Here is a 16,887-nt window from a genome sequence, read left to right as displayed (position 1 = left end):
TCCGGCAAACCCGGCGCGGTTCAAACCGCCTCAAAGACTACCGCCGGATCGCGACACGCTACGACAAACTCGCCAGAAACTTCGCCGCCGCCGTCGCCATCACCGCGATACGGCTCTGGTACCTGATTTGAGTCTACACCCTAGGGAAAGAACGAGGATAGACCTCTGGCGGGCACGCCCATGCGCGATGCCGAACAGCCTTGTTCCTTCAAGCGATCACGGTCGCGGCGGTGTTTCGGTACCAATATTGACGTTTAACTTCACGTCGCCCTTCGTACCAGCGACGTTGGGTGAAGCCGGGCCGCTGGTTTTTTGTTGGATGTCCGTCGTATCCGGCGCGCCGGCCGTATCCCGTCCATTGTCGGCGTGCTGAACATAGGCAAGCGCCAAGCCGCCAAGAACGGCTACGAGGGAAAGCCCGGCGAACAACCCGCGCAGCGAACTATGTCCGCGTGATTGCAGGCTTAGGACTGAAAACAGAAGGAATAGGGCGAATCCTGCGAGACCGAGCGGATCAGTCACGACATCGATCCATTGATGCATTGCTTAGCGTCCTGCGTCCACGGCGGCGGCGCATTGCCGGGCGCGAACGGTGGAGAGAAACTTGAGGAGATCGGGAGCGCTCGCGACTTTCGACGCCTGCTCCAGATCGTGGCAGCCGACCCGCTCGCGTCCCTTGGACTCCTGATACGACAGCACCAAGCCGCGGACGGTCGTGGCAAAATCGTTGCCGAATACTTTGGGTTCATAGACGGCCAGCTTGCGGTAAAGGGTGAGCGCCTCCTTCGCCGCCGCCTCGGCGTCGCCCATCCGCTGCGTGGCGCTGTACAGATTCGCCAGATTGTTCAGGGTAGTGGCGACATAAGGCTCGTAGGCGGCGGGGTTGGCGGCGGCCAGCTTGCGGTAAAGGGTAAGTGCCTCCTTCAACGCTGCCTCGGCGTCGCCCATCCGCCGCGTGTCGAGGTAGAGGAACCCGAGATTGTTCAGGGTGCCGGCGACGTCGGGCTCGTAGGCGGCGGGGTTGGCGGCGGCCAGCTTGCGGCGAAGAGCGAGTGCCTCCTTGTGCGCCGTCTCGGCGTCGCCCATCCGCTGCGTGTCGTGGTAGAGGATTCCCAGATTGTTGAGGGTGCCGGCGACATCGGACTCGTAGGTGGCGGGGTTGGCGGCGGCCAGCTTGCGGCGAAGGGCGAGTGCCTCCTTCAACGCTGCCTCGGCGTCGCCCATCCGCCGCGTGTCGAGGTAGAGGAACCCGAGATTGTTCAGGGTGGTGGCGACGTCGGGCTCGTAGGTGGCGGGGTTGGCGGCGGCCAGCTTGCGACAAAGGGCGAGCGCCTCCTTGTACGCCGCCTCGGCGTCGCCCATCCGCCGCGTGTCGCCGTAGAGGTTCGCCAGATCGTTCAGGGTGGTGGCGACATGAGGCTCGTAGGTGGCGGGGTTGGCGGCGGCCAGCTTGCGGCGAAGGGCGAGGGCCTTCTTCAACGCTGCCTCGGCGTCGCCCATCCGCCGCGTGTCGCGGTAGAGGTTCGCCAGATCGTTCAGGGTGGTGGCGACATCGGGCTCGTAGGTGGCGGGGTTGGCGGCGGCCAGCTTGCGGCGAAAGGCGAGCGCCTCCTTGTACGCCGCCTCGGCGCCGCCCATCCGCTGCGTGTCGCGGTAGAGGTTCGCCAGATCGTTCAGGGTGGCGGCGACATGAGGCTCGTAGGTGGCGGGGTTGGCGGCGGCCAGCTTGCGGCGAAGGGCGAGGGCCTTCTTCAACGCTGCCTCGGCGTCGCCCATCCGCTGCGTGTCGCTGTACAGGCCGGCGAGATTGTTGAGGGTGCCGGCGACATCGGGCTCGTAGGTGGCGGGGTTGGCGGCGGCCAGCTTGCGGCGAAGGGCGAGCGCCTCCTTGTACGCCGCCTCGGCGCCGCCCATCCGCTGCGTGTCGCTGTACAGGCCGGCGAGATTGTTCAGGGTGGTGGCGACATAAGGCTCGTAGGCAGCGGGGTTGGCGGCGGCCAGCTTGCGGTAAAGGGTGAGGGCCTCCTTCAACGCCGCCTCGGCGCCGCCCATCCGCTGCGTGTCGCCGTAGAGGTGCCCGAGATTGTTCAGCGTTTCGGCGAGATCGGGCTCGTAGGCAGCGGGGTTGGCGGCGGCCAGCTTGCGGCGAAGGGCGAGCGCCTCCTTCCCCGCCGCCTCGGCGTCGCCCATCCGCTGCGTGTCGCGGTAGAGGCCGGCGAGATTGTTGAGGATGCCGGCAAGATCGGGCTCGTAGGCGGCGGGGTTGGCGGCGGCCAGCTTGCGGTAAAGGGCGAATGCCTCCTTGTACGCCGCCTCGGCGTCGCCCATCCGCTGCGTGTCGCTGTACAGATTCGCCAGATTGTTGAGGATGCCGGCGAGATCGGGCTCGTAGGTGGCGGGGTTGGCGGCGGCCAGCTTGCGACAAAGGGCGAGCGCCTCCTTGTACGCCGCCTCGGCGTCGCCCATCCGCTGCGTGGCGCGGTAGAGGTTCGCCAGATCGTTCAGGGTGGCGGCGACATGAGGCTCGTAGGTGGCGGGGTTGGCGGCGGCCAGCTTGCGGCGAAGGGCGAGGGCCTCCTTCAACGCCGCCTCGGCGTCGCCCATCCGCTGCGTGGCGCTGTACAGATTCGCCAGATTGTTCAGGGTAGCGGCGACATGAGGCTCGTAGGTGGCGGGGTTGGCGGCGGCCAGCTTGCGGTAAAGGGCGAGGGCCTCCTTGTACGCCGCCTCGGCGTCGCCGAATTCGTTCTCCTTTGTAAAGCGTGCGCCAGCGCGAACGTGTATTCGGCGTTATCGGGTGCATATTGGCGTGCCTTGCGGTAGTGCGGCAGCGCTGAGAACGGGTCGAACTGCAGCATGTAGAGTTCCGCCCAGTTGTAGTGGTTCCGCGCCAGCTCGGCAACCTGGGTCTCCTGCGTCGCGATAAGCTGGTGGAGAATGCCGCCTGCCTCCTCGAACTTGCCCTGCTTGATCAGCTCGGCTGCTTCTCCCGACTCCTTGCTGTCGTCGCCGACCGAGGAGAGCCCCGCCTCAAGCTCGCGATACTTAGACACCCATTCATTCGCTTCCTTGATCTTGTCGGCGAGTTCCAGATCCTTCTTGTCCAGCAGCTCTTCCAGGCGGGCAAGCGCTTTCGGATCGACGCCGTGGCAGACGATGGTGACGTTACCATCCGTGCCGGCGACGTTAGGGCTGCACCAGCCGGTCGTGTGCTGCGTAACCTGCGCCGAGGCGGGAAGTACCGCCAAGAGCAGGACGAACATCAAGAACAGCCATCCCCCCATCGGTGGCGCATCTCCATCATGGCCGCTCAAGTATGAAAACGGAGACGTGACCTCTTCTTACTCTACACTATCCTCTGCATGCCGCTCGCACGAGACTCCCCATGCAGTGTCCGCTCATCTCCGAAAGCGGCACCGCCAGCATCCGCTTTCGAGAACCGCGATCCGACGTTCATGGGATTTTGCGGCTGTTGCGGCGAGGTGGGGCCGCGTTTGTTTTGGGCGCTGACGTGTTGGTCCTCTGCGCGCCGGTGAGCCCGCATCACCGTCAGGCCGGGCCTCAGCCCTCACGCCAGTGGGGCGGGTAGGTCCGGTCAAAGCCGGGAAGCGCTGCTATGCGGTCAAACCAGCCCGCAATCGCCGGCCAACGCTGGCGCCAGCCGTCGAAGCCAAGGTCGAGGACCTTCAGTTCATCTCGTGCCGCGATACGGAAGAAGAGAGCCAGCTTCGGGTAGATGACCAAATCCGCCGCATTGAGCGTGTCCGCCGCCAGGTACGGACGGTCTCCCAGGACGGCAGCAAGGCGGGCGAGCTCTTCCTCGACTTCACGGGCGCCCTCGCGCACCTGATCCTCACGGCCAGCGATGCCGCCCCTGAACAGGGGGTGGATGACCTTCTCTGCCGCCGGTTGCAGATAGCTCATGCCATCGGATATGCATTGCCAGATGCGACCGGTTTCCTCCGGCGCGCGGCCGAACAGCGGCGGCTCGGGATACTTGGCGTCGACGTAGGCGAGGATGGCAATGGACTCCGCAAGCGTATACGCGCCGTCGCGGATTGCCGGCACCTTGCCGCGCGGGTTGATCGCCAGGAACGCGGGCTTTTTCGTGTCGCCCGCGGAAAATGACAGCAACCGCGACTCGTAGGGAATTCGCTTGGCTTCGAGTGCCAGAAGCACCGACCAGGCAAAGGGGCTGCCGCTGCCCCAATACACCTCGATCGTCATCGCACGCCTCCATTGATTCCTTTGGTCAGCCCCACCGAGGGGTTCGGGGTTGAACGTAGTGTCGTCACGGTCAGGCCGCCAGCGTGCCGCGGTGTTGGTTGGGATGGCGGAGCCGATGCCAACACGTAGTCAGTAAGTATCCGGACCTGACCACCAAAGACGAATACGCGACGGTGCCTGTGGGCGGCGGCAATGGCCGGTTCCGGGTACAGAACCGACGCATCCGCACGGCTCGGCGAACGTGCGATTGTGGGATAAACCTGCCGTTACTCCCAGGACCTGGATCGTGGGCACACCAGGTTCATCGCGCCGTAACCGTAGTGATGCACCAGCACGCCCAGCGCCGCGACCAGGATGCCGTGCGCCTGCTTCTCGCCGATCGGCTTACCGCCCCAGCCCTGGCGCATCGCCCACTCGCGGATCGAGCACTGCAGGCCGACGACGTGCCAGACGCAGCCGCCGGCCGGGCTGCCGAAACCGCCGAGCGCGTCGATGGCGCCGGCGACGCGGCGTCGGGCGTCGAGCTGGACATCGGTCGGATCGGCGGCGTTGCGCGATCCGGATACGCGATCGAGCGACATGCAGGTGATCGTATCGAACTGCGCGATGGTGAACGTCGCCGCGAAGTCGCGCGCGGCGTCGTGCATCTCGCGGCTGATGCTGCCGTTGCGCAGCATCCGGCCGATCGTATCGACGACGCGATGATGCACCACCGGCCGGCCATCCGGATCGGCTTCGTACACCGGAACGAGAAGATCACCGTGTCGCCTGACGATGGGATGCGCGGGGGACGATGCCGACGCGTGCTGGCGGTGGCTCATCGGATGATCTTCCGCGTCGGGTCGGCGTGGGTTCGTGGTTGCGCGAGATCGGGTCCGCACATCGTCCTCCGTTGCCGAGTGTGTTCATCGAAAGCCGGCGGTCGCCAGCCGGCGGTGTCGGATCCAAACCGGGTGCACGTGCCGACCGCTCGGCTCGGGAGGCTCAAAGCCGAACTGGCTTTGGCCGAGGCTCGAAGCAAGTGGCTGTGAGAGTACGTGAGGCGGTTCCCTATATAGACGTATATACGTGTGTGTGCGCGCGTATAGCGTCGATAACCAGAGTACTCTCACGTACTCTCACAGCAGCGGCTGGTCGCACCTCAGTCTCCATATCTCCGGTCATCGGTGTAATCCCTTCGCCGCAGCCCGACGCCGACGAAGCCGCTGCGGCCGGTTCCTGCCTCGCGCTTGGCGACGAAGCCTCGAGCTTTGAGAGCCCCGCGGAATTTGGGCTCGCTGCCGGCCAACATTCCCGCACGATCGGCCCAGGCGCTCCAGGCGGCGTAGAGGTCGCGGGTCGTCTCGTGCGCCCGCGCATCGCGGATGCAGCACTCGCCGAGCCACTGGCCGAAGCTGTCCTCGTCGTCGAAGTACTCGGCGGTGGCATCGACCACGGCGACAGGCGGGTTCAGTCCCCCTGCCTGCCACTCCAGGCATCCCTCTATCGCCCAGCCGAGGATGGCCGACCACTCCTCGCGCAGCTTGTCGCTCAACTTTGGATCGCGCTGCTCCGGCGGGATGCGCACGGTGAACGGCAGCAGGTGGAAGCGGCGGCGGATCGCCTCGTCGATGTTGCGCAGGCCGGGCTTGTGGTTGCCGGCGATCAGCAGCTTGAACTGCGGGGCGTAGGTGAAGAAGTCCTGGCGCATGAAGCGCGCGGTGATCGGATCGCCACCGGTCAACGCCTTGATCCGGCTCTCCGCCCAGCGGCGACCCTCGTCGGTCTCCTGGGCGGCGACGACGCGGGCGCCGCGCAGCACGGCGAGCTCGGCCGGATGGCGGTCGGTCTGGCTCTCGGTGAAGGTGTCCATGCCGGCGATCTGCGCGTAGTCGCCGAGGATGCCGGTCAGCATGTTGAGGAAGGTGCCCTTGCCGTTGGCGCCGGTGCCGTAGAGGAAGAACAGCGCGTGCTCGCGGGTGCTGCCGGTCAAGCCGTAGCCGGCGACGCGCGCGAGGAACGCCTGCAGCTCGACGTCGCCGCCGGTGACCTCGTCGAGGAAGCGCCGCCAGCGCGGGCAGGCGGACTGTGAAGGCGCGGCCGCCGTCATCTTCGAGCACAGAGCGGCGCGACTGTGCGGACCCAATTCCCCGCATCGAAGATCGACGATTCCCGCCGGCGTGTTCAGCACCCACGGGTCAGCGTCCCAATCCGCCGGCGCCGTCGCGTGCCGACCATCTGCGCGTGCCAGGTTGACGACGGCCGCCACCGTTCGGGCAGCGGCGACGGTGTTGGCGATGCGCATTGCCGCCCGCTCATGCTCGACGTCGGCGAGCGCCTGGCCGGACTTCTCCCGGCACAGCTTGCGGGCATGCGTGAAGACGCGTCGCTTGTCGTCTTCGCGCCAGCGGCCCTCGTCCCACTCGAACCACTTGCCGAGCACGTCGCAGTAGCGGAAGTGGTCGATGTTACGCTCGGAGAACGCCAGCGTGATCGCTTCTTCGCAGTAGGGGAGCAGGACCGGGTCTTCCGGCTGCGAATCGGCACCGTTCCGTTTCCACGCCGGCGCCGCCCGGCACAGCTGCAGCAGTTCAGCGGCGTCACCACCGTCATCGAGCCAGTCGGAGACGTCGCCGCCGGTCGTAAGGTCCGGCAAGGTGACGATGTGGATGTTGGCGGCGACGGCTTCGAGCGCGGCGGCGACCTTCTGCGCATGGCTGCGGCCGGCAGCATCGTTGTCCGGCAAGATGTAGACCGTGCGGCCCGCAAAAGCCGGCGTGAGTGCTTCCGGCCAGGTGTTGGCCCCGCCGGCGTTGCAGGTGGCGACCAGACCCAGGCTGGCCAGCCGGTCGGCGTCCTTCTCGCCCTCGACGACGAACACCGGGACGTCGAGGGCGGCGCCCAGCAGCTCCGGCAGCCGGTAGGGCACCTGGCGGATGCCGCGCACCCGCCAGCTCCAGCCGCCGTGGCCGTCCGGGCAGCGCTGGCGGAAGGTCTTCGGCGCATAGCGCACCACCTGGAACAGCACCGCGCCGGTCTCGTCCCGGTAGTCGTAGGCGGTGACGATCCGCCGGCGCGGCGGCGGCGGCGAGCGCCGCTCGACGGCGAGACCCAGCTTGGCGGCCGCCCGCTCGGCGGCTTCGCGTTGCGACAGGCCGGTGCAGCGGACGACGAGGTCGAGCGCAGACCCGCCCTGCTTCTGCTCGTGATCGTACCATCGCCCGCGGCGCGCGCCGGCGATCTCCACCGCCAGGCTGCCGTTGCGCCCGAAGCGCAGCTGGGCGCGTGTCGACAGCGCCCAGTTGGGTTCACCCAACAGCCGCCGGGCGATTTCGTCGATGCGCTGGTCGAGCTGCCGACAGAGCTCGGCGAGCGGCGCCGACGAGGGTTGCCCGCCTTGCGCGCCGGTCATCGGCGGCTGCGGCGCCGAGCGGCGGCCGTCTCGGTTCGAATGAGCATGGCGGAAGGTCCCTGGGGCAAAGCGATCGGACCTGGCTCCGGCAGGCGCACAAGGGCCTGCGCGCAGCGCCGGGATCCGCGGCAGTAGCATAGCGGGATTGCAATTAAGAATAAAGTCCTATATACAGCATTCGGATCGTGCTGTCGCAGCCGGTCACTCCGTTACGCCGCTCGTGGGCATCGGCGCGATGGCATGGACCCGCGCGCTGACCCCTCAGGAGCTTCCATGCGTAACGCGCTCGACCCCAACCGGATGAGCACCGACGAGCGCCTGCGCGAGGTCGGCGAGATCCTCGCGGCCGGGTTGCTGCGGCTGCGCGCGCGACGACGCGAACCGCGAGTCGCAGATACCGGAGAGCTTTCCCTGGACTTCACCGCCCGGCAGAGCGTGCATGGCCGAACCCTTCGTGGACGGAGAAAACACCATGCATGACAGTGCGTTGGCCAAGGTGGCGGCGCTGCCGGAGAAATCGACGGCCGAGCTCAAGCAGCTGTGGCGCGAGCTCTACGATCGCGAGCCGCCACCCTACAACCGGCCGTTCCTGGTCAAGCGGCTCGCCTACCGCATCCAGGAACTGGCCTTGGGTGGTCTCTCGGCGCGTGCCGAGGCGAAGCTGAAGGCGCTGGTCGAGGAAGAGGATCGGCGGCTGAAGGGCAAGCTGTCGGTGCGCAAGGGTGACCGGCCGATCAGCGGGACGCGCTTGATCCGTGAATGGCAGGGCGTCGAGCACACCGCCACGGTCCTCGACGACGGCTTCGAGTATCAGGGCCGGAAGTACAAGTCGCTGTCCGCCGTCGCTCGCGCCATTACCGGCACGCGCTGGAGTGGGCCCCTCTTCTGGGGTCTGCGCAATCACCGGAGTGGGAAGTGAAAACACCCGTCCGCAAGATCCGTTGCGCCATCTATACCAGGAAGTCCTCGGAAGAGGGGCTGGAGATGGAGTTCAATTCGCTCGACGCGCAGCGCGAGGCGGGGCTGGCCTACATCACCAGCCAGAAGAGTGAGGGCTGGATCCTGGTCGGCGACCGCTACGATGACGGCGGCTACTCCGGCGGCAGCATGGAGCGCCCAGCGCTGCAGCGCCTGCTGCGCGATGTCGAGGCCGGCACCGTCGACGTCATCGTCGTCTACAAGGTCGATCGGCTGTCACGCTCGCTGACCGACTTCGCCCGCATTGTCGAAGTCTTCGACAAGCACAACGTCTCGTTCGTCAGCATCACCCAGCAGTTCAATACGACGACGTCGATGGGCCGGCTGACACTGAACATCCTGCTGTCGTTCGCGCAGTTCGAGCGCGAGGTGATCGGCGAGCGCATCCGCGACAAGTTCGCCGCCTCGCGGGCGCGCGGCATGTGGATGGGCGGCATCCCGCCGCTCGGCTACGACGTCGTCGACCGCAAGCTGGTGGTCAACGAGACGGAGGCGGAACTCGTCCGGCTCGTCTTCGCCCGCTTCCTGCGGGTCGGCTCGGCGACCACGCTGGCGCAGGAGCTGCGGCGCGCCGGCCACACCACCAAATGCTGGACGACGCAGGACGGCAAGCACCGGCCGGGCAAGCCGATCGACAAGGGCGCGATCTACAAGATCCTCGGCAATCGCACCTACCTCGGCGATGCCGTACATAAGCGGACGAGCCACCCTGGAGAGCACCAGGCGATCATCGACCGCGCGAGCTGGGACAAGGTTCATGCCGTTCTCGCCGACAATCGGGTCGCGCGCGCGAACGGCACGCGCGCGCAGACGCCGGCGCTGCTACGCGGCCTGATCTTCGCTCCGGGCGGGCACGCGATGACGCCGTCGCACACGAGAAAGGCCGGCAAGCTCTATCGCTACTACGTCGCCACCGACGCCATGCGCCAGGGCTACGCCGACTGCCCGGTGCGCAGCGTGCCGGCAGCCGAAGTGGAGGAAGCGGTCGTCGCGCAGGTGCGGCACCTGCTGCGCACGCCGGAGATCATCGCGCGGACGTGCGCGGCGGCGAAGCGGGACGGTGACGAGGCGATTGCCGAGCGCCAGGTCGTCGAGAGCATCACCGCACTGGCGCCGCTGTGGGACGAGCTGTTCCCGGCGGAACAGGCGCGCATCGTCCGGTTGCTGGTCGAGCGAATCGACCTGTCGGCCGAGGACATGCGGGTCCGGCTACGGACCGACGGGCTGCAGACGCTGGTCGAGGAACTTCGATCTCGGAAGGCGAAAGCGGCATGACCTTCAAACGGACGATCGCTGGCGAGAACTGGGAGTTCGACGGCAAGACCGTCACCGTCCGCATCCCGATGACCTGGAAGCGCCGCGGTGGGCGCAAAGTGATCATCGCCCCGGATGGCGGCGACGCCTGGGCGCCGGCAAAGCCACGGCCGGACGAGACGCTGATCCGCGCGCTGGCGCGGGCGCACCGCTGGAAGGCGATGCTGGAAGAGTGCCGGTATCGATCGGCCGGCGAACTGGCCGAAGCCGAGGGTGTCACCCGCAGCTTCGTCAACCGCCTGCTCCGTCTGACACTCCTCGGTCCCGACATCGTCGAAGCCGTCCTCGACGGCCGACAGCCGAAGGGGATGCAGCTGGAGGACCTGACGCGGGCGATGCCGAGCGGGTGGGCCGAGCAGCGCGCGAGCCTTGCGATTGCCCACTCCGCATGAAACACGCCGAGTCGCCACTCCGAAGATCGCCGGTTCGCCGGTAATTTAGGCGATTTGGCCGGGCCCTTCGTGGCGGATTGCGGTAGCGTGGCGGTGAAGCGTCACCTCGGTCTCGGCATCGTCCCACAGCTGCATGCGACAGTTCCTCGACCGCGCATCCATGAGTTTCGCAACCAGCGCCCCCGCATCCGTCGTCTGGGGCGGGGCCTAGGGTTTTGTATTCATGCTGCCCTGGATTCGCGGTTGCTTGTGGGTTGGCGACATCGCTCTCGGTCTCGCGTCTTCGCATGTGGCCGCTAACGCTTGGAGACCTAATTCTCGGGCAAGATCGGCCGCACACATGTGACAATGTCCTTTCGACATCGAGCCTTCGTGTGCATGAGGCCGGCTTGCGATGAACGATCGGACAACTGGTAGGAGGCCAAAGATCCCGCCCGGTGAAGGCGAAAGACGGGCGCAAAGAGGCTATGTCCCCCAGTATGACCTTGGCGCTCGCGTAATCTACCAAGCGCTCGCCTCTGGCGACCTGCAATGGGTAGGATTGGCCGATCGTGGAGCCGGCGCGTTCGACGACGTGGTTCTCGGCCTTCACGACCGCATCACGGCTCATCAAGTCAAGACCAGCCGCGATCCGGAGCCGTTCAGCATCCGGACAATCTTGCTGGGCGGCGAGAATCTGCTGGGGCGAATGGTGGAGTCCCGGCGCAAGCTCAGTGCCAATCACCCCGACGCGCTTGTCGAGACGATCTACGCTTGTGACGACTATCCGCGAACCGACGACAATCTTGCAGGCGCCAGAGATTCGGTATCCTCGGCGGCGTTCATCCGGGCGCATGAAGCGCACCGATCGGTCTGGACACTAACAGACTGGCGGACGTCCCCCTTCGGACTCTTCGTAAATGACGTTCAGGCAGCATCCGGCCTTGATGCCCCTTCATTCGAGGCGGCTTGGCGCAACACGCGTTTCCATGTCGGCGGCCAAGGGCGCGCCCTGGGCCTGGGCAACTGCAGTAACTTTGATAATCGGCGGCTCGCGGAACTTGCCGCCTTGTTACCCCGTCTGGTTGCTGACCGCGCTGACCGTGACCGCTGGTCAGCGGCGGAACTCCTAACGCGCTTGGGGTGGCAGGACCCGTTCCACCTTCGGCATGGGCACGCCTTTCCAGTCGATGCCTTGTACCAGTCCAATGCTCCCACCGAGGATGCTCTGCAGCGGGCGCTATCCCGAACGATTTCGGGTTACGTGAGCTTGATCGGACCTCCCGGTAGCGGCAAGTCCACGCTGTTGGCGGCAGGGCTTCTGCCGACTCCCAGAGCCATTGTCATCCGCTATCTTGCCTTCGTACCGGACGAAGGGCAGGGACTAGGGCGTGCCGAAGCGTTCGACTTTCTGAATGATGTCATTAAGCAGCTGAAGCAGCACGACCTCGGCATCAACATCATGCCGGGCACAGAACTGGCCGAGCTTCGGGGGCAACTCGAGGCGTTGCTGAGGGAGGGAAGTCAGCGATTCCAGGAAGAACAGATCCGGACGCTGATTGTGATCGACGGCCTCGATCACGTCCCCCGGGAGGAACGGCCAGAGCACTCTTTCTTACGAGTGCTACCTTTGCCGCATTCGGTACCGGACGGCGTCGTCTTCGTCCTCGGGACTCAGAGGCTAGATTTGGAGGGAATTCCTCCATCGGTCCCGGATGAGGCCCAACGGGCCGACCGTTGCGTCCAGGTTTCGCCGCTTTCTCGGGAGGCGGTCGCTCTCCTCGCGGACGCGGCTGGCGTACCGGACGACGTCGACCGCGATGACGTGTATGCCCGCTCCAATGGCCATCCCCTGTCCACCCGCTACCTAGTCGAGGGCTTGCTTAACGCCGTCACGCCTGAGGAGCGGCAGGAATGGCTCCGCAACGGGCCGGCCTACGGCGGGGATGTCGATGCGTTTTACGAGCGGGTTTGGCATGACCTAGAGAGGAGCCCCGAGGCCCAACAGGCGCTGGCGTATGTCGCGCTCGCCGAAGGAGCGATAACTCCGGTCAGCCTTGACGCCCTTGTCGGCTCGCACGCGACCGACGTGGCCTGGACCGCGGCAGGCCACCTTCTGGTGAGTGACCGGGGGGCCTGGGCGATCTTTCACAACAGTTTCCGGCTGTTCTTGCGAGACCGCACGGGCCTGCGCCATGGCCGCGTCGATGAGGCCGCTGTCCGAAGGCGCTATAGCGCGCTGGCCGACATGGCACGATGCGCAGGCAGTGGGGACCCCCAGCGATGGATGGAGCTCCGCTACCGGGCGCGGGCCGGCGATCAAAGCGCCGTCGTAAGCTTGGCCCGGCCGGAGCGGTTTCGCACCCAGTTTATCGAAGGACGCAACCCGGGCGACATCCGCGACGATATCCGGTTTGCGTTCAAAGCGGCCGGAGCACTTCGTCGGCCGGATCTGCTCGTCGAGCTAATCCTATCCCTCCACGAGATCTATATGCGAACCGAGGCGCTCGGCGATGCGGTCTTTGACGCTTATGTGAATCTGGGCGAACTTCACCGTGCCCTCGGTCTGCTTCAGGCGGAGGAAGTCTCCTTGTCGGCTGGCAAGGGGTACGAACTGGTGGATGCCTTCCTCAGCAAAGGAGACGCAGCCGAAGGCCGCAAGCTGTTTCATCAGATCGAGCCGCTCGACAAGCTCTTCGGGTCAAAACCGCTTGATCGCCACTCAGAGGAGAACGGGTTAAGCGACTGGGCGGAGCGAGCACTCGTCTTCCGCACATCCGACCAGTTCCTGGCCTCACTGGCTCGGCTTCGTGCCTCCCGTGACCGGTCGGGCCCGGAGATCGATATCGATGCGTACCGGACGCAACTGAAGCTGATTGCCGCCCGGGGTGAGCTGGAACGGACTCCCAACCTCTCGCCCGACGGGTTTTTGGACAAACTACAGATCGGCTCCGAGCACCGCGGTCTGCTTCTATTCCTTTCCGTCCGGTCGGCATTCCAAGCTGATGACACCGGCCTTGTCACCGAACGCTTGGAATCGGCCTTACAGGTGGTTGGCGAGCTTGAACCCGCATGGCGCAGCGAGGCGGCCCTGATTGCAGCCCGATCAGGACGACTCGACCTTGCTTTGCGATACCTGGAGGGCGTTCCGTCACCGACCTTGGCCGGGCAAGACGTCTCCTACAGTGGCGATGACTTCTGGCGCGCGTCGCGGCAGATCATCATGCACGCCCAGATTGCCGCTTGGCTGGGCATGCCGTTCAAGGCCGGCCAAAGCCCGCCATCGCAACTGTTCGCGTCGTACCAATCGCGCCTCGAAACCCTGGGCCGGCTGCTTGGTGACGCTCGAAGAGGAAGTGCCCCCTGTGTGGAGCCGCTCCAGGAGCTCCGTCAAACGCTTGATTTTCTGGAGCACGCCACGGGCACGAGGGACCACGACTCCGAGCGCTGGCGCTTGGATGAGGTAATCCACGAAGTCGTAGCAGAGATGGTCAACACGGCCGCCGCGCTGGGCGAAGACATTTTCGCTCGCTTTGTGGAAGGCATAGACAAGCGGCTTGCTGGCACGCCGAGGCGCGTTGGCCGCTCCGCAGTGAGGCGGTCTTACGCACTGGTGACTTTCGATTATGACCACGACGCCGCCCGCGCGGAGCTCCGCCTCGCGTATGACCGTCAGGGCATCGAGCAGACACCATCCGAACAGCTGGCGGAAGCGGCGCGTGCCGCCTCGGTGCTCTTCACTATCGGTATGGAAGAGCGAGCCCGGGCGGTTTTGGCCGACATGCACACAGATGGCTTGGGTTATTCCCGACCGGCGAAGAAGGACGCGCAGTACGTCCTCTGGCGAGATCTTCTGACAAGAGCCTGCGAGGAGGACGCGAGCGGAAGGCCCGACCGACTGCGATTCTTGGGGCGCCTGCTTGCTGGAATGGCAAAGACTGAGGGTGATGGCGCCGGCGGTCGCGTCGCACCGGATTTTCTTGCACAAGCGGCCCAGGCTGGAGCGGCTTGGGCGCGAGTCGCCACCGATCTCATCGAGGAGATCGACATGGCGCGTTGGCCGGGCCTCGTTTCGGCACTGGTCCGCGGCGTGGTAAAGGGCCGTCCGGATCTGACTGCTGCGGCAGGGGTCATCTTCGGACGCCTCGCTCTACCATGGACGAACGAGCACGATCGCAGCATCTACCCGCAGCTGATCGGCACAGCTCCCGCTGCTCAGGTGGAAAGCGTAGTTCGCCACGCTGTGACTAGCCTCGAAACCGACAGTCATCCGTTCAGACGCAACAACATGCTTCAGGAGGTCGTCACGGCAGCGAAGAAGCGCAGGGTCAACCACGGCGCGGCTGCCGTGGCGCGCTGGAGCGTCGAACTGCTGGCTCGTGAGACTAGTAGCAATTCCGATGACCCGTTCGCAGCGGTGGGTACGCTTGAGGAGTTAGACTCCGCTCTCGCTGGGGTTGGCGACAAGAGTTCTTGGGGTGCAGCACGGGCCTTCGAGCGTGTCGCTCCGGAGAGCGACTACGAGGCTGTGAAGGCGCTCTACGAATGCACAGCTTCGCTGCGCAACAACGAACGGAGCGTCGACGCGGTTGCTACGGCGGCGCTGGCGGCAGGGCGACGACAGGATGCGATGTGCTATCTCGCCCAACTGAAGCAGCTCGCAGACGAACGAGGCGACTGGAGCGCCATATTGCGGGGTGACGCCAAAAAACGGTTCCACCGACTGAGCGTCAAGATTAGTGGTGAAACTGCCCGGCGTGCCGCATTCGATGCCTTTGTCGACGACCTGGTGCACGGCCGTGAGTCCGTCGAGTTCCTACTACCGGAACTTTGTGAAGTTCTTGAACTCCTGTCACCGCAGCCGACCTGGGCGAACGCTTGGCTGGTGCTTCAGAACCAACTGAGCCGGTTTCGCGAGTACAGGTTCGGCGGCGAACCGGAACTGGTTTCCGACGTGCCGGACGGGGACGAGCAGACCCTCGCCGACGTACTGTACCGAGCGGTCGACACCACAAGCATCGATCTGGCGCGGATGGCTCGGGCGGCTGCGCTCGAATTGACGCAAACACCGGGCGGTGCGGCGATCGTCGGAGCACTGCTGCCACGGCTCTGGCGAGCGGGCGGTCACCACGCCCTCGAAGCGGTCCAGATTGCGTGGGAGTGCCGAGACAGCGTCCCTTTGCGCGACGCCGTTGTTCCCTGGTTGTCTGAAATGTTCGACAGTGAGGATTGCGCCGTACGTCGGACCGCCATTTCTCTGGCGAGCGCGTGGGGACGACGGTCGACGACCAAGCGCCGGCCGCTGCCGCCCAGCTATACCCTAATGCTTCCGCCGAATCCTCAGTCAAGTAGGTTTGAACCGCCTTCAGGCGCGTCCACGTTCTCCTCAGGCCTTTGGACTGAAGATCCATTCGCCTGGACTTGGCCCCTTGAGGACGCGCTCAGACTGACAGCCCGTGTGAGCGATCTAGAGTTGGCCAACCTTCGCGCCAGGGCCGCGCAGCTCATGCGGCAAACGGGCGGTAAGGACGCGTTCGGGCCGGAAGCCATACAACGGCAGCTCGGCCGGCTTGATCGCCTCGGCCTGAGATCGACATTTCGCAAACTCGGCGTGACGGCCGCGTTCCATGCCATGCGTCGAGTCGTGGGCGAGTTGGAAGCAGCCGAGGCCATTGATCCCGGGCCTGTCCGCTCCGTTCTTCGTCTTGCCGGCGACTTCGCCCCCGCGATCAGCACTATGCCGCCTTCACCGAGGCCAAGGGGTGTCCCGTGCGCAGCAATACCTGACTTTTACCGATCGGAAGACTGCTCCGCTTGGATTGAGCGCGCGCTGGAAGATGCGGTGACTCCTTCAGTTCAAGGCTACGTCGTGCTCGCCTCCACAGCGGTTCACAAGCGACGCCACTTTCAGGACGAGCGGATTATCGAACAGTACACAGGACCAGATCACGGCGGTACCGATACGGATTTGTCATCGTTGCTTGGACAGCTGCCACGTGTCATCATCATTGGAAGCGTCTTGCCCCTTTATGAAGGTCCGGCTGAAGGTGCGGTGGTTTACGCGGTACCTGACATAGCGGGATCTACTGGCAACAATGTCGTGATGTTATGTCCTGTAATCGCCAGCTTACTCAATTGGCGTCCAGGAACGTATGATCCATTCACGTACCGAGACTCAGAAGGTAACGTGGTAGCTCAGACGCTGCGCTGGCGTGATGGGGGCGTCGTCACCGACCTAGCCGAGACATCGGCCATCGGCCGCGGTTGCGTACTCTTGATGCGAGAAGATCATACGGAAGAAATCCGTCCATTTTTGTTATCATCCCAGACCGTAAAAGCATGGCGGATAAGTCAAAAGGCAGGGGGAACCCAGCGAGTCGTCGGCATTGGTAGCCGCGAACTGGAATGATGATAAATAATAGCCATGTTACGCTAAGGCGCGATGGCGAGTTCGTTGGTACGAAATGAGCCTTCATTCAGTTTCTATTTTCCACTTGAACTGTACCGCCGGCGTTGTCCTGTTGGATCTGCCGATAAGGGACACGCCATCGTAGTCGCTCCCGCCGGCCCAGTTCAGGCAGTCAGGTTCCCGCCGCCTGGCCATAG

Annotated in this window: 12 protein-coding genes and 1 pseudogene; 6 read left to right on the top strand and 7 right to left on the bottom strand. The window is 65.1% G+C overall.

Features of this window, described 5'->3' with window-relative positions; translation table 11 throughout:
- The first annotated feature begins 26 nt into the window (after positions 1 to 26).
- A pseudogene (locus IPK66_15365) lies at positions 27 to 131 on the top strand (transposase).
- An 85-nt stretch (positions 132 to 216) separates the two neighbouring features.
- On the opposite strand, the gene IPK66_15360 reads toward IPK66_15365, so the two are convergent.
- The 6 genes from IPK66_15360 to IPK66_15335 all read right to left on the bottom strand — a co-directional run bounded on the left by IPK66_15360 (position 217) and on the right by IPK66_15335 (position 7,618).
- Positions 217 to 522, bottom strand: a complete 306-nt coding sequence (locus IPK66_15360; protein MBK8176591.1) for a hypothetical protein — start codon at positions 520 to 522, stop codon at positions 217 to 219.
- 24 nt (positions 523 to 546) lie between these two features.
- The gene (locus tag IPK66_15355; GenBank protein MBK8176590.1) at positions 547 to 2,604 is read right to left on the bottom strand and encodes a tetratricopeptide repeat protein; all 2,058 of its coding nucleotides are present in this window, start codon (positions 2,602 to 2,604) and stop codon (positions 547 to 549) included.
- A gap of 35 nt (positions 2,605 to 2,639) precedes the next feature.
- A complete protein-coding gene (locus IPK66_15350; protein ID MBK8176589.1) occupies positions 2,640 to 3,263 on the bottom strand; it encodes a hypothetical protein in 624 nt (207 codons plus the stop codon).
- Between the two features lie 298 nt (positions 3,264 to 3,561).
- Positions 3,562 to 4,227, bottom strand: coding sequence for a glutathione S-transferase family protein (locus tag IPK66_15345; protein MBK8176588.1), 666 nt, complete (start codon positions 4,225 to 4,227; stop codon positions 3,562 to 3,564).
- Between the two features lie 266 nt (positions 4,228 to 4,493).
- Positions 4,494 to 5,048 carry a hypothetical protein gene (locus tag IPK66_15340; GenBank protein MBK8176587.1) on the bottom strand — a complete coding sequence of 185 codons (555 nt, stop codon included), beginning with the start codon at positions 5,046 to 5,048 and terminating at the stop codon, positions 4,494 to 4,496.
- Between the two features lie 320 nt (positions 5,049 to 5,368).
- Positions 5,369 to 7,618, bottom strand: a complete 2,250-nt coding sequence (locus tag IPK66_15335; protein ID MBK8176586.1) for a toprim domain-containing protein — start codon at positions 7,616 to 7,618, stop codon at positions 5,369 to 5,371.
- A gap of 273 nt (positions 7,619 to 7,891) precedes the next feature.
- On the opposite strand from IPK66_15335, the gene IPK66_15330 reads away from it, so the two are divergent.
- The 4 genes from IPK66_15330 (at position 7,892) to IPK66_15315 (ending at position 10,302) form a co-directional block, all read left to right on the top strand.
- A complete protein-coding gene (locus IPK66_15330) occupies positions 7,892 to 8,098 on the top strand; it encodes a hypothetical protein (protein ID MBK8176585.1) in 207 nt (68 codons plus the stop codon).
- Complete coding sequence (locus IPK66_15325; GenBank protein ID MBK8176584.1) at positions 8,091 to 8,537, top strand: DUF2924 domain-containing protein; 447 nt, start codon at positions 8,091 to 8,093, stop codon at positions 8,535 to 8,537. Before IPK66_15330 ends, IPK66_15325 begins: the two co-directional genes overlap by 8 nt.
- A 65-nt stretch (positions 8,538 to 8,602) precedes the next feature.
- The gene (locus tag IPK66_15320; protein ID MBK8176583.1) at positions 8,603 to 9,871 is read left to right on the top strand and encodes a recombinase family protein; all 1,269 of its coding nucleotides are present in this window, start codon (positions 8,603 to 8,605) and stop codon (positions 9,869 to 9,871) included.
- A complete protein-coding gene (locus IPK66_15315) occupies positions 9,868 to 10,302 on the top strand; it encodes a hypothetical protein (GenBank protein ID MBK8176582.1) in 435 nt (144 codons plus the stop codon). Before IPK66_15320 ends, IPK66_15315 begins: the two co-directional genes overlap by 4 nt.
- Before the next feature lie 1,363 nt (positions 10,303 to 11,665).
- Here IPK66_15315 and IPK66_15310 read toward each other — a convergent pair.
- Positions 11,666 to 11,863 (bottom strand): hypothetical protein, encoded by a 198-nt coding sequence (locus tag IPK66_15310; protein MBK8176581.1) that lies wholly within the window; start codon positions 11,861 to 11,863, stop codon positions 11,666 to 11,668.
- Positions 11,864 to 12,619: 756 nt separating this feature from the next.
- Between IPK66_15310 and IPK66_15305 the strand changes: the two genes are divergently transcribed.
- Complete coding sequence (locus tag IPK66_15305) at positions 12,620 to 16,690, top strand: hypothetical protein (protein ID MBK8176580.1); 4,071 nt, start codon at positions 12,620 to 12,622, stop codon at positions 16,688 to 16,690.
- Positions 16,691 to 16,887 lie beyond the last annotated feature (197 nt).

It is taken from the genome of Rhodospirillales bacterium (genome assembly GCA_016712595.1).
In the GTDB taxonomy this organism is placed as follows: domain Bacteria; phylum Pseudomonadota; class Alphaproteobacteria; order Rhodospirillales; family Defluviicoccaceae; genus Defluviicoccus.
The sequence above is the reverse complement of the archived record's forward strand: the minus strand, read 5'-3'. Positions and strand labels throughout refer to the sequence as shown.